A 13396-nucleotide genomic window follows, 5' to 3' on the forward strand; every position below is an offset into this window, starting at 1 on the left:
CCTTAGGCCTTCCGGACGACGACGAAGATCCGGCGGAACGGGAGCACGGTGCCGTGGGGTCGGGCGGGGTACGCCTCGCGCAGCAGGGCCTGGTATTCGGCGACGAACTCGGATTGCTGCGGCTCCGGCAGCGACTGCAGCACCGGGCGGGCGCCGGTCCCGGAGATCCAGCGGAACACCGGATCGGGCCCCTCCAGGACGTGCAGGTAGGTGGTCTCCCAGGCGTCGATCCGGTGACCGAGGCCGGCCAGTTCGTCGAGGTAGTCGGCCGCGCCGATCACGGTGCGCAACTCGGTGCCCTCGGTCCAGCGGGCGAACCGCGGGTCGCGGGCGAGTTCGTACAGCAGGACATGGCTCGGCTGGTCGAAGTTGCCCGGCACCTGGAAGGCCAGCCAACCGCCGTCGGTGAGCTGGTCGATCAGACGGGGCAGCAACCGACGATGCTCCGGAATCCATTGCAGGGTTGCGTTGCTGATGATCACGTCGACCGGTGCCTCGGGCTGCCAGTCGCGCAGGTCGCGGACGGCGAAGGACACCCGGTCGCTCGCGTACGCCTGCGCCTGCTCGATCATCTCCGGTGACGAGTCGAGCCCGGTCACCGTCGCCGCCGGCCAGCGTTCGGCCAGCGAGGCGGTCAGTTGGCCCGGGCCGCAGCCGAGGTCGACCACGGTGCGCGGGCCGGCGGCATCGATCCGGGAGGTGAGGTCGAAGAACGGCCTCGATCGCTCGTCGGCGAACTGCAGGTAGACGGACGGGTTCCAGACCGGCATCGTGACTCCTCGACTGCGGAATATCTTGATGTCAAGATATCAGGTCGAGGAGGGTGGCGACGACGGACGCTCGGTGCTCGGCGAAGTCGGGACGGGGCGGCTCCGGAGAGCCCGGCACCTCCACCGCGCCCGGCACCAGGCGGAGCAGGGCGTCGACCGTCCGGCGCTGGTGCGGCGGGTTCTCCCGGAGCGACGGCAGAACGGCCACCGGCATCGCCAGCCCGGCGAGGTCGGCATCGTCCACGCCGCGCAGGGTGCCGCCGGCGAGCAGCCGGTCCGCGGTTCGGCCGGCCGCGCCGAGCCTGATCAGTCGGGCCCGGTCCCGGGCGTCGACCTCGGGATCCCCCGCCGTCGCCGGCCAGCCCAGGACCAGGGTCCGGACCCGACCCGGTGCGTCCGTCGCGAGCCGTACCGCGGCGGAGCAGCCGTTGGACCCGGCGACGACCACCACCGGTTCGGCGGGCAGCGAGTTCGCGAGTTCCCGGGCCTCCGTCGCCCAGTCGGGTGGCCGTGGCGGGCGGTCGGGCGCCAGGACCCGGATCCCGGCTGTGGCCAGTCCCGCGGTGATGCCGGGACGGTGCCAGAATCGTTCGGCGTCCTGCTCGGCCCACAGTCCGCCGTGGATCAGATACGCGGTGGATTTCGACGTCATCGGGTGTCCTTCGGTGGGTTCCCTGCGCGCCGGTGCCGGTCTCGGTAGGCTCGCAGGCACCAGGGACGAGGGTTCGCCGAGTACGCGGGGGATTCAGTGGGGGGATACTCCCATGCTGTCGACCTGAGTGAAGAGGAATAGATGCCGACGATGAATGGCACGGCGGAGACACCGCGACCCGGTTCGATCCTGATCCGGGTGCGGGGCATCCTGCCGAATCTGCGGCCGGCCGAGCAACGGGTGGCCCAGGCCGTCCTGGCCGATCCGGCCGCGGTCTCGGAGAGCTCGATCACGGCTGTGGCCCGACAATGCGAGACCTCGGAGACGACCGTGCTCAGGTTCTGCCGGGCACTCGGGCTGGCGGGTTACCCGGAGCTGCGGATCGCGCTGGCGCGGGCCGCCCAGTGGGAGGAGTCCGGGCAGAACGGCGACGGCCCGATCACGGGCAAGATCAGTGCCACCGATTCGCTGGCCGACGTCGTCCGCAAGATCACCCACGCGGATGCGCGGGCGATCGAGGAGACCGCGACCGCCCTCGACCTGACCGAGCTGGAGTCCGCGGTCGACGCCGTCGCGAACGCCGGCCGGATCGACATCTACGGCGCCGGCGCGAGTGCACTCGTCGGCGGCGACCTGCACCAGAAGCTGCACCGGATCGGCCTGATCTCCTTCATCTGGCCGGATCCGCACCAGGCCCTCTCGTCGGCCGCCGTGCTCAATCCGGGTGATGTCGCGGTCGGGATCTCGCACACGGGGACGACCGTGGACACGATCGACATGCTCGGCGTGGCCAGGAAGCGTGGTGCGACGACGGTCGCGATCACGAACTTCCGCGGCTCGCCGATCGGCGAGGTCGCCGATCACCTGTTGATCACGGCCGCCCGGGAGACCACCTTCCGGTCCGGCGCGATGTCCAGCCGGATCGCGCAGCTGGCCCTGGTGGACTGCCTGTTCGCCGGGGTCGCGCAGCGCTACTACGACACGGCGATCGAGGCGCTGGAGAGCACCTACGCCGTGGTCCGCTCCCGGCACACGTCCGGCAAGCGGCACTAGGTCGTCAGAAGTCGGCCAGCACCTGCGCGCCGGTCTGCGGGCGATGGAAGCCGGCGGCGCGCGGGTGGCGGGCCAGACAACCCCGTACCGTCATCAACGCCGTGTAGTAGTCGATGTAGCGGAAGCCGTACGTCTCGCCGCGGGCGAACGCCTGCCCCGAGATCGCGGCATGCCAGCGGTCGAACGCCTGGTCCGGGATCGGCACCGAGACGTTGGGGACGAAACCCTCGGCGTCCTCCCAGTTCTCGGCGTAGAGGAACTGCCGGATCCCGTGCCGGGGCAGCTCATGATCACCGGGGAGTGAGGCCAGGAACCGGGCCCGTTCGGCGATCGCCGAGGCGTGTTCATGATCACGATGGATGCTGTGCTTCCAGTGCGCGATCAGCGTGTCCGGCTTGGTCTGCCGGATCAGCGTGGCCAACTGCTCGGCGACCTCGTCGTTGTCGGGCAGGAAGCCGTCGCTGTAGTCGAAGACGTGGAACTCGGCGCCGATGCCCTCGGCGAACCGCCGGCCCTCGGTGATCTTCTGCGCCCGGTATTCCTCGGGCGTCAGCTTCGGGTGGCCGCGTTCGCCGTACGTCAGCGCGACGAGGATCGCCCGGCCGCCCTCGCCGGTCACCCGGGCCAGGGTCGGCCCGGCGGTCAGGTCCATGTCGCCGATGTGCCCGCCGACCGCGAGCACCGTCCGGGGAATCTGGTCGGTCACAGCTCCGCCTTCATGATCGTGAACGTCCGGGTGACGGTGAAGCCGGTCTTCAGGTAGAGCTGGCCGGCTGCCGACTGGAGACCGGTCCAGAGGAACCAGGCGCTGTGGCAGCCCGCACCCCGCATCCGTTCCAAGGTGAGGTGGAGCAGCATCTTGCCCAAGCCGAGGCCGCGCTTGGTCGGCAGTACGCCGAACGGGCCGAAGCGCTCGATCACCTGCTCGTAGGCCCCGTGCATCGCCCAGCCGAGCGGCTCACCGGCCGGGTCGTACACGGCGACGATCCGGTCCAGCGGCAGCCCGGCGACGACCGCCTCGCGGATCGCCCGAGCCCAGTCCGCGTTGAACTCCTCGCCGGCGATCTTGATCAGCGCGGGCAGTTCGTCCGAAGTCGGGGTGCCGAACCGGTAGCCGTCCTCGGCGAGCCGGGCGAGTTGATCACTGACCTCGGCCGGCATCGCGTAGTCGTTCAGGCTCCGGTCCATCGCGACGGCCTGGTAGTGGGTCTGGAACCCCTGGCCGCGCAGCAGCGCGTCGGCCGCCGGATAGCGGTCGGCGTCCAGGCCGGGCAGGAAGTAGTTCGGCGTGGTGGGGGAGAAGAAGACGGTACGGCAGCCCAGGGACCGCAGCCAGTCCAGGGCGCTGGTGATCAACTCGCGGCCGATGCCGCGCCGCTGAACCGCCGGATCCACGAAGAAGAAGCCGATCCAGCCGGTCTCCGGCTGAAGATCGCCGCCGGCCTCGGGGATCAGCCGACGCACCGCGTAGGCGGCGCCCACCGCGACCCCGTCGAACTCGGCCACCCGGAGGCCCTCGGCGTCGAAGTTGCGGTCCAGCAGGACCTGGTCCCGGAACCGCCGGTAGCCGATCGGGTCGCCGGGTGCCGCTTTCGTCCAGGCCTCGGCCAACCGAGGCCCGTCGCCGGTCCGGAAGCCGCGGATCACCGCCCCGGAAGGCTTGCCAGTGTCGTTCATGATCAACTTTCTGTCGCGATGATCGAGACCAGTCAACCGAGCCTAGCGGAGCCAGGTCAATAAATCTCCGGTGGTCATCTCAGTGTGTGGGTTCCCAACACGTCAGGAGTGCAGGTCCTTGCGCATCTGCTGGGTGGTCACCGCGTAGCCGGCCGAGCTGTAGAGCGCGACGGCCGTCCGGTTGGGGGCGAACACGTTGAGCTCGAGCGCCGGCGCTCCGGCCAGGCGGGTCGCCTGCTCGACGGCCTCCAGCAGGCCCCGGCCGAAGCCGCGGCCGCGCTGGCCGGGCTCGATCTCGATGTCGTACAGGAAGGCGCAGTCCGCCTTGCCGGTCGGATGATCGAGGCCGACCCAGGCCCGGCCGACCGGCGTCCCCAGCTCGTCCGTCCCGACCAAGATCAACATCCTGGGGGTGGCCAGGCCCTGTGGCAGGAAGTTCTCGTTCTTGGCCAGCGCCGCCTCGAAGGCACCCTCCGGAGCCCAGGCGCCGGTGTCGACCTGCTCGCGGGCGAACCGTTCCGACAGCGCCCGGAGCCAGTGCGGGTACTCGTCGGCGGTCATCGGCCGGACGGTCACGGTGGTCATCGACGGATGTTCTCACACGGCGCCGGCGGTCCGAATGGGGTGGCGCGCCCAGCCGTTGATCACTAGCGTCAAGATCATGACTGATGTGGTGGACGACGGTCTCGCGGCGATCCTCAAGCCCGGCGACGATGTGGCCGACGGCTGGTTCCCGGAGAGCGTGGCGACGAACTATGACGACCCGGGCGGCGCGAACGATCCGGCGGTGATCACGCCGGCGGTCGACCTGCTGGCGGAGCTCGCGGCCGGCGGGCCGGCACTGGAGTTCGCGGTCGGCACCGGCCGGATCGCCGCACCGCTGGCCTCCCGCGGTGTCCGGGTCAGCGGGATCGAGCTGAGCCGGGCGATGGCCGAGCGGATCGCGGACAAGCCCGGCGGCGCTGCGGTCGACGTGACGATCGGCGACATGACGAGCACCCGGGTGCCCGGGGAGTTCGCGCTGGCGTACCTGGTCTTCAACACGATCAGCAACGTGACGACGCAGGACGGCCAGGTCGACGTGTTCCGCAACGCGGCCGCGCACCTGAGGCCGGGCGGGCTGTTCCTGATCGAGGTCGGCGTGCCCGGCCTGCGCCGGCTGCCCCCGGGCCAGGACACGGTCCCGTTCACCGTCGCTCCGGGCGCCCAGGGCGGCGGTTACGTCGGCTTCGACCAGTACGACGTGGTCACCCAGGAGTTCAGCTCGAACCACGTCACCGTGACCCCGGACGGCGCGGGCCGGTTCTACCGGATCCCGTTCCGGTACGCCTGGCCGGCCGAGATGGACCTGATGGCCCGGATCGCCGGGATGCGGCTGAAGGACCGCTGGTCCGACTGGGACCGCTCCGCCTTCACCGCCGACAGCACCAAGCACGTCTCGGTCTGGGAGAAGCTCCCCACCTGACCCTCCCTCTGCCGACCGGTCACCCAAGCAGGCATTCTGTCTGCGTGTCGCTGCAGAAGTGACCGGTCGGTGTTGGGGGGTGGGGTGACGACCGGTGGCCGGCGGACGGGCGGCATCCGGCCCAGTGGTGGTGGCCCGGTCGGACAGGCCCGGTGGGTCTCTCCCGGAGCGCCCGGCGCGCATGTGCTCCGCTCCGCGTCTGCCGTCGCGGCCGCTCGATGACTCTGCGTCCTGTCGAGGCACGGTGCCGGACCGACCGTGGAACATTCAGCCGACCAGACCCGGCGGAAAGTTCCACAGTGATGCCGGGCGGACACTCCGCCGACGCCGGTCGTTGGACTCCCGGGGACTAGTAGCGGAGGAGATCGGGGGTGGCGATCCAGTCGGACGGGTGGGTCGGGGCCGGGAGCAGGGGCTCCAGTGGAGCACGGGCGGCGATGGCCTCGCGGAGGGCGGGGGAGCCCCAGAGCTTGTCCAGGGCGAAGCCCTTCGCTCCGGGGATGTCGATGCCGGTGCCGCCGTTCTCCCGCGGCCCGAACTCGGGGTAGAGCTCGCCGGCGACCTCCATGATCACGAGGCTGGTCCGGATCGGGTCGAAGGCCGCCCGGTCGGTCACGTGCAGCGCCAGGCCGTGGCAGGTCTGGTCGACGAACTTGTGGAAGGTCGGCACGAACGAGGTGGCCCGGGCCAGCACGCCGGGCAGGCCTCGTTCGGTCACGGCGTCCGCCAGTCGGTGATCACAGAACGGGGCGCCGAGGGTCTCGAACGGCCGAGTCGTGCCGCGGCCCTCGGTGAGGTTGGTGCCCTCGAACAACCCCGTACCGGCGTAGCAGATGGCCGTGTCCAGGGTCGGGATGTTCGGCGACGGCGGGACCCAGGACCAGCCGGTCTCGTCGTACCAGAGGTCGCGGCTCCAGCCGTCGACGGTGATCACGTCGAGGTCGATCGGCCGGCCGAGCCGTTCGGCGACGGCGGTCCTGTTGAGCTGGTCGGCCAGTTCGCCGACGGTCAGCCCGTGCCGCAGGGGGATCGACACCCGGCCGATGAAGCTCTCCTGGCCGGGCTCCAGCAGCGGACCCGCGGAGACCAGTCCGGTCAGTGGATTGGGCCGGTCCAGGACCACGAACCGGCGCCCGGTCCGGCCGGCCGCCTGCATCAGGTCGAACATCGTCCAGATGTAGGTGTAGTAGCGGACCCCGATGTCCTGCAGGTCGAACAGCAGGGTCGACACGCCCGACTTCTCGATCAGTTGATCTTGCTCGTCCGGCGTCGTCCGGTACGTGTCGTACAAGGGAAGCCCGGTCACCGGATCATGATCACCGGCCTCGACGAAGCCGGCCTGCGCCGTGCCGAGCAGGCCGTGCTCCGGCCCGAACAGCGAGGTCAGCTCGACCCCCGCCTCGAGCAGGCCGCCGGCGATCGGGCGCAGGTCGCGGCGCAGGCCGGTGAAGTTCGTGATCAGGCCGACCGGGCCGTCACCGCCCAACAGCCCCGGGTCTAGGATCAGCCGGTCCGCGCCACTGGTGACGGACGGACCGGACGGGTCGGCGGGACCAGGTCGCGGCTGCTTGCGGGATATGTCGGCCATCGGTGACCTTTCCGGTTACGATGCGGGCTACAGGTAGAGAAATTACCCAAGGTCGACTGTGCGGGTAAATACCGCACCAAGCGTTTTGGGCTGTGCAGGACCAACGAGGAGAGAGATGACGCCACCTCCGGACCGGCCACGTCTCGAGGGTCTCGGGACCGAGGCGTACGACCGACGGTTCGGTCGCCTGGACGAGATGAGTGTGGCCGAGATCGTGGACACGATGACCGAGGCGGCCTTCGCGGTGCCGAAGGCGGTCGCCGCGGCCGGTGATCAGATCGACGCGGCGATCTCCGCCGCCGAGCCCGGCTTCGCGGCCGGCGGCCGGCTGATCTACGTCGGAGCCGGTACGTCCGGCCGGCTCGGCGTGCTGGACGCCTCGGAATGCCCGCCCACGTTCCACACCGACCCGGGCCGGGTGGTCGGCGTGATCGCCGGCGGCCGGACCGCGCTGGTCGACTCGATCGAGGGCGCCGAGGACGATGCCGCGGCCGGCGCCGCCGACGTCACGGCCCTGAACCTGACCCCCGAGGACACCGTGGTCGGTATCGCGGCCAGCGGCCGGACCCCGTACGTCCGCGGCGCCCTGCAGGCGGCCAAGAGCGCCGGCGCGGTGACGGTCTCGCTGTCCTGCAACAGCCCGGCCGAGCTGTCGGAGCACGCCGACCACCCGATCGAGGCGCCGGCCGGCCCGGAGGTCGTCGCCGGCTCCACCCGGCTCAATGCGGGCTCGGTGCAGAAGCTGGTGCTGAACATGATCAGCACCGCGCTGATGGTCCGCACCGGCCGTACGTACGGCAATCTCATGGTCGACATGCAGGCCACCAACGCGAAGCTGCGGCAGCGCGCGATCCGGCTGGTCAGCACGATCGCCCAGGTCGACGCGGCCCCGGCCGAGGAGGCTCTGGACGCCGCCGATCAGGAGGTCAAGACGGCCTCGGTGATGATCACCCGCGGCGTCGACGCGGACCAGGCTCGGAAGCTGGTGGACGAGGCCGGCGGGCGGCTGGGCGTCGCCATCGGGCTGCCCAGCTCGCAGCACCCGGCCCTCTCCTGAGCGGCGCTCAGCACGCGTTGGCGTGCTCGCGCCAGCCGGGCACCCGCGGCTTCCAGGACAGCAGCATCCCGGCCTCGGCCGGGGTCCGGTTCCCTTTGCGGGCGTTGCAGTCCTGGCAGGCCGCGACCGTGTTCAGCCAGGTGTTCCGGCCGCCGCGGGACTGCGGCATCAGGTGGTCGACCGTGGTCGCCTTGCGGCCGCAGTAGGCACAGGTGTGCCGGTCCCGGCGCAGCACGCCGCGCTTGGACCACAGCGGGTTGCGGGCGTACAGGAACGTGGTCTTGACGTAGCGGATCAACCGCAGCACCAGGGGCCACGGGTACGGTCCGATCCGGCGGTCCTCGTGGGCCTGCTCGACGACCGCGACCTCACGCACCAGCATCCGGATCGCGTGCTTCAGGGTCACCGTGTGCAGGGCGGTGTTGTCGGTGTTCAGGACCAGGACTCCGGGGGCAGCACGAAAGGGCCCGGCCGCTGTCGCGATGACCGACATGCTGCACCTCCTTCGTCGAACCAGCCGCTCCGACCAACCAGGGTGCCCGATGGATCGAAACCTTGTCATCGGCTTATTCCATGGAGATTATTGCCGACAACTCCCAACCGCGGGTCGGCGGCTCGACGCATCTGGTCATAATGAAGGGTGAATTTCCTCAAGCGGCTGTTCGGAAGATCCGATGACGAGGAGTCCGGACCGGACCTTCCGATCACCCTTGACGCCGAGCAGCGCAAGGCCCAACTGCTGCGACTCGAGCAGTCCCTGGACGCGCTCGTCGCCGCGATGAAGGAGGACCGGATCCGGCTGCAGAACCCCGGCTGGCGGGAACGGGTCGCCGAGTACGGGCGGCTGGCCGGCGAGGCGATGACCCAGCGGCAGGCGACGCTGTCCCGGGACCGGCTGCTCGATCTCGTGTTCGAGGTACGGCCCGTGTTCACCGGTCCGATCCCGCCCGAGCTGGAGCAGATCGGGCCGTTGCAGGACGAGGTGATGGCCGCCGCCGAGGCGCTCCGCGAGGTGCTGCCGGGGGAGCGCGACGGGGCCAGCTGAACCGCCTCCCCCGTAAGGGTGAGGCGGACCCTGGGCACGGCCAGGGTTGCCCCTGATCCGTAGTGTTTTGCCAGCGCCCGGGCAGCAAACGCTAGGGTGCCGACCATGGCCTCGGGGGAGCGTCTCACCTGGGCCGCCCAGGTGTTGGAGAGGACCCGCCTGTCATGGCCCTGCTGACCCGGCTCAGCTTGATCAACCGTCTGGTCGTCGCCCTGCTCTCGTTGGCGATCATCGCCTTCGGAGTGATCGCGACGACCTCGCTCAAACAGGAGTTGCTGCCGAGCATCACCGCGCCGCAGGCCGTGGTGATCGTGCAGTACCCCGGCGCTTCGCCGGACATCGTCGCCGACGAGGCCGCCGCGCCCCTGGAGCAGGCGGTCCGCAACATCTCGGGCGTCACCCAGGTCGACTCCGTCTCGTCCACCAACTCCTCCCAGATCACGGTGATGTGGGAGTACGGGCTGGACGACGACAAGGTGCTCGGCGAGATCAACTCGGCCGTCTCGGCGAGCAAGTCGACGCTGCCCGACCAGGTCACGACCGAGGTGTTCGCCGGCAGCACGGACGACATCCCGGTGATCCAGCTGGCGGTCGCCTCCGACCTCGCCCTGGACAAGTTCGGGCCGCTGGTCGACGACGTCGCGGTGAGCGCCCTGAAGGGACTGCCGGGCGTCCGCGACGTGACCCTGTCCGGCCAGGACACCAAGGAACTCGCGGTCACGCTGGACCAGCAGAAGCTCGATGATCATGAACTGACCGCCCAGCAGGTCAGCCAGACGATCGAGGCCCAGCTCAGCTCGCTGCCGGCGGGGACCACGTACCGGGGCGGGACCGAGCTGTCCGTCGAGGTCGGCGCGGCGCCGGGCTCGGTGGACGCGGTGAAGAAGCTGGCGATCGCGACCACGGACGGGCCGGTCCGGCTCAGCGAGATCGCCGAGGTGAAGCTCCAGTCGGTCGCCCGCAGCTCGATCGCCCGGGCCGAGGGCCGGCCCTCGCTCGGCCTCGCGGTGATGAAGACCCCCGACGCCGACACGGTACGGGTCTCGCACGCGGTGCAGGCCACCCTGCCGGGGCTGCAGACCGAGCTCGGCAACAACGCCTCGTTCAGTACGGTCTTCGACCAGGCGCCGATGATCGAGCAGTCGCTGCACGACCTGGCCGTCGAGGGCGGGCTCGGCCTGGTCTTCGCGATCATCGTGATCCTGCTCTTCCTGCTGTCCGCGCGGTCGACGCTGATCACCGCGATCTCGATCCCGCTGTCGCTGCTGATCGCGATGATCGGGCTGTGGATCGGCCAGTACTCGCTGAACCTGTTCACCCTCGCCGCGCTGACCGTCGCGGTCGGCCGGGTGGTGGACGACTCGATCGTGGTGGTCGAGAACATCAAACGGCACAGCCTCGGCATGACGGAACGCCGGCTGTCGATCGACCAGGTCGTCGACTCGGTCAAGGAGGTGGCCGGTGCGGTCACCGCGTCCACCCTGACCACGATCGCGGTGTTCCTGCCGGTCGCCTTCGTCACCGGCTCCACCGGCGAACTGTTCCGGCCGTTCGCGATCACGGTGGCGATCGCGCTGGCCGCCTCGCTGCTGGTGTCGCTGACCATCGTGCCGCTGCTGGCGTTCTGGTTCTTCCGTGGCCGTAAGCCGAAGGCGGGGACGGCCGCGGCGCGGGCCGAGGCCGAGCAGGGCGCGGAGCGGGTCACCCCGCTGCAGAAGGGCTATCTGCCGGTCCTCAACTGGACCCTGCGGCACCCGGTGATCACCTTGATCATCTCGTTCGTGATCTTCATCGGGACGCTCGGCGCGTCGACGCTGCTGAAGACCGACTTCCTCGGCTCGCTCGGCGACGACCGGGCGTTGCAGATCAACCAGGAGCTGCCGTCCGGCACCCGGCTCGAGACGACCGCCGAGTCGGCGGCCAAGATCGAGAAGGTGCTCGCCGACGATCCCGACGTGAAGAGCTACCAGTCGACGATCGGCCAGCCGGGCGAGGCGAACGTCGCCACCTATTCGATCACTCTGTCCGACGAGGCCGACGCCGGTGCGGCGACCGAGCGGATCAAGGCGCAGCTGGCCGCGATCCCGGATGCCGGCGAGGTCCGGGTGACCTCGGCGACCGCCGCGTACACCTCGAACGATGTCACGGTCACCCTGACCGGCGATGATCAGAAACAGCTCGACGCGGCGGCCGCTGCGGTCCAGGCCGCCGTGGCCGGCGTGCCCGGGTTGAGCGACGTCCGTACCGATCTCTCCGAGCAGCGTCCGGTGCTCCGGGTCCAGATCGACCAGGAGAAGGCGGCCGACTACGGCTTCACGCAGGCCGAGATCGGCGCCGCGGTCGCCGGTGCGCTCAGGGGTACGCCGATCGGCGAGGTGACGCTGGACGGCGAGACCCATGATCTGGTGCTGCGGACGTTCAAGGGCACTCCCGGGCCGAAGGACATCGCGAAGCTGAAGCTCCCGGTGTCCCAGTTGCAGCAGCAGAAGGCGCAGAAGAAGGCGCAGGACGAGCTGGAGAAGAAGTCCGACGCGCTGGAGAAGCGACAGGAGGACCTGCAGGAGCGACAGAAGGACCTGCAGAGGACGCAGGAGGACCAGTCCGACGACGCCAAGCGGGAGGCCGAGGAGGAGGCCGACAAGCAGCGCCGCGACCTGGAGGACTCCCGGGACGAGGCGGAGGAGTCGCTGGCCGACCTGCGCGAGCAGCTCCGCGAACTGCGCAACAGCCCGGAGCCTCCGCCGCCGGCCCCGCCGTCGCCCGGTCAGCCGCCCGGCCCGGGCAGCGCGCCGGTCACCCAGGAGCAGCTGGCCTGGCAGAAGCAGATGGAGCAGCGGGCCCAGGCGATCGCCCAGCTGGAATCGGCCGTCAAGCAGGCGAAGCAGGCCCTCGAGCAGATCGACGACCAGCTCGAGGCGATGAACGAGCAGCAGGAGAAGAGCGACGAGCAGACCCAGGACCAGGAGGAGATGGCCGACGAGCAGGAGCGGATCTCCGACCTGCAGGAGGAACTGGCCGACGACCAGAAGAAGCTGGCCGAGGAGCAGCAGGACCTGGCCGACCTGAAGGCCGGCGCGATCACCGTCGGCAGCCTCGCGAAGGTGGTCGAGCAGAAGACCCCGATCACGGTCAAGCACGTCGACGGGCAGCGCGCGGTGACGATCACCGCGACGCCGACCGGGTCCGACCTCGGGGCGGTCTCGGCCGCCCTGATGACCGCGGTCAACGGCGTCGAGCTGCCGCCGGGGATCGCCCAGGAACAGGGCGGTGCCTCGGCCGAGCAGCAGGAGGCCTTCGTCCAGCTGGGCCTGGCCATGCTGCTGGCGATCGTGCTCGTCTTCATCATCATGGTGGCGACCTTCCGCAGCCTGCTGCAGCCGCTGATCCTGCTGGTCTCGATCCCGTTCGCGGCGACCGGTGCCCTGGTCGGGCTGCTGGCGACGAACACGGCGCTCGGCGTACCGGCGATGGTCGGGTTGCTGATGTTGATCGGCATCGTGGTGACCAACGCGATCGTGCTGATCGACCTGATCAACCACTACCGGGAGCGCGGCGCCGAGCCGAAGGCCGCGATCGTCGACGGTGCCCGGCTGCGGTTGCGGCCGATCATCATGACCGCCGCAGCCACGATCTGCGCGCTGACCCCGATGGCCTTCGGCCTGACCGGCGGCGGCGTGTTCATCTCCCGGCCGCTCGCCGTCGTCGTGATCGGCGGCCTGGTCTCCTCGACCATCCTGACCTTGATCCTGGTCCCGGTGCTCTACAGCCTGGTCTCCAAGATCGGCTACAAGCCGCCGGCCCAGCCCGCGGCGGAACAGCCGGCCGGACCGCCGGAGGGCGGACCCGACCAGGGCCGGGCCGAGGCGCCGGAGCAGCAGTACGCACCGGAGCAAGATCAACAGGAGCAGTCGGACCGGCCGGCCGAGGAACGGGACACGGTCTTCCCGCTCGACGACGAACCGCGCCGCGACGGGCCCAACGTGCACTGAGCCACAACGCGCACTGAGCCACGACGCGCACTGAGCCTGTCGAAGTGCCAGGTCCGGCCTGCCCTTCGACAGGCTCAGGGATCGTGGCGAACAACGTGCC

12 protein-coding genes are annotated in these 13396 nt (G+C 70.2%); 5 read left to right on the forward strand and 7 right to left on the reverse strand.

All coding sequences use genetic code 11. The features are described from left to right. Positions 1 to 2: 2 nt before the first annotated feature. A complete protein-coding gene (locus AC6CCG_RS32460) occupies positions 3 to 770 on the reverse strand; it encodes a trans-aconitate 2-methyltransferase (RefSeq protein WP_496658998.1) in 768 nt (255 codons plus the stop codon). A 31-nt stretch (positions 771 to 801) separates the two neighbouring features. Next, complete coding sequence (locus AC6CCG_RS32465; RefSeq protein WP_496658999.1) at positions 802 to 1422, reverse strand: alpha/beta fold hydrolase; 621 nt, start codon at positions 1420 to 1422, stop codon at positions 802 to 804. 141 nt (positions 1423 to 1563) lie between these two features. On the opposite strand from AC6CCG_RS32465, the gene AC6CCG_RS32470 reads away from it, so the two are divergent. Next, complete coding sequence (locus AC6CCG_RS32470; RefSeq protein WP_496659000.1) at positions 1564 to 2475, forward strand: MurR/RpiR family transcriptional regulator; 912 nt, start codon at positions 1564 to 1566, stop codon at positions 2473 to 2475. A 4-nt stretch (positions 2476 to 2479) separates the two neighbouring features. On the opposite strand, the gene AC6CCG_RS32475 is transcribed toward AC6CCG_RS32470, so the two are convergent. From AC6CCG_RS32475 to AC6CCG_RS32485, 3 genes are all read right to left on the reverse strand, one after another. Further along, entirely contained in the window at positions 2480 to 3181 is a 702-nt protein-coding gene (locus tag AC6CCG_RS32475; RefSeq protein WP_496659001.1) for a PIG-L deacetylase family protein, read from the reverse strand. Next, positions 3178 to 4152 carry a GNAT family N-acetyltransferase gene (locus tag AC6CCG_RS32480; protein ID WP_496659002.1) on the reverse strand — a complete coding sequence of 325 codons (975 nt, stop codon included), beginning with the start codon at positions 4150 to 4152 and terminating at the stop codon, positions 3178 to 3180. The genes AC6CCG_RS32475 and AC6CCG_RS32480 overlap by 4 nt, the downstream gene beginning before the upstream one ends. A gap of 102 nt (positions 4153 to 4254) precedes the next feature. Further along, positions 4255 to 4737, reverse strand: a complete 483-nt coding sequence (locus tag AC6CCG_RS32485) for a GNAT family N-acetyltransferase (protein ID WP_496659003.1) — start codon at positions 4735 to 4737, stop codon at positions 4255 to 4257. Positions 4738 to 4813: 76 nt separating this feature from the next. Between AC6CCG_RS32485 and AC6CCG_RS32490 the strand changes: the two genes are divergently transcribed. Beyond that, positions 4814 to 5617 carry a class I SAM-dependent DNA methyltransferase gene (locus AC6CCG_RS32490; protein ID WP_496659004.1) on the forward strand — a complete coding sequence of 268 codons (804 nt, stop codon included), beginning with the start codon at positions 4814 to 4816 and terminating at the stop codon, positions 5615 to 5617. Positions 5618 to 5966: 349 nt separating this feature from the next. On the opposite strand, the gene AC6CCG_RS32495 is transcribed toward AC6CCG_RS32490, so the two are convergent. Further along, on the reverse strand, positions 5967 to 7205 hold the full coding sequence (locus AC6CCG_RS32495; RefSeq protein ID WP_496659005.1) for an exo-beta-N-acetylmuramidase NamZ family protein: 1239 nt from the start codon (positions 7203 to 7205) through the stop codon (positions 5967 to 5969). 115 nt (positions 7206 to 7320) lie between these two features. Between AC6CCG_RS32495 and murQ the strand changes: the two genes are divergently transcribed. Next, a complete protein-coding gene (murQ, locus tag AC6CCG_RS32500) occupies positions 7321 to 8262 on the forward strand; it encodes an N-acetylmuramic acid 6-phosphate etherase (RefSeq protein ID WP_496659006.1) in 942 nt (313 codons plus the stop codon). A gap of 7 nt (positions 8263 to 8269) precedes the next feature. Here the strand turns inward: murQ and AC6CCG_RS32505 are convergent, their stop codons facing one another. Next, a complete protein-coding gene (locus tag AC6CCG_RS32505; protein WP_496659007.1) occupies positions 8270 to 8755 on the reverse strand; it encodes an HNH endonuclease in 486 nt (161 codons plus the stop codon). A gap of 147 nt (positions 8756 to 8902) precedes the next feature. Between AC6CCG_RS32505 and AC6CCG_RS32510 the strand changes: the two genes are divergently transcribed. Together AC6CCG_RS32510 and AC6CCG_RS32515 are read left to right on the forward strand one after the other, a co-directional pair. Further along, positions 8903 to 9307, forward strand: coding sequence for a hypothetical protein (locus AC6CCG_RS32510; RefSeq protein WP_496659008.1), 405 nt, complete (start codon positions 8903 to 8905; stop codon positions 9305 to 9307). Between the two features lie 164 nt (positions 9308 to 9471). Then, complete coding sequence (locus tag AC6CCG_RS32515) at positions 9472 to 13296, forward strand: efflux RND transporter permease subunit (protein ID WP_496659009.1); 3825 nt, start codon at positions 9472 to 9474, stop codon at positions 13294 to 13296. Positions 13297 to 13396 lie beyond the last annotated feature (100 nt).

It is taken from the genome of Microlunatus sp. YIM B11417 (genome assembly GCF_059617205.1).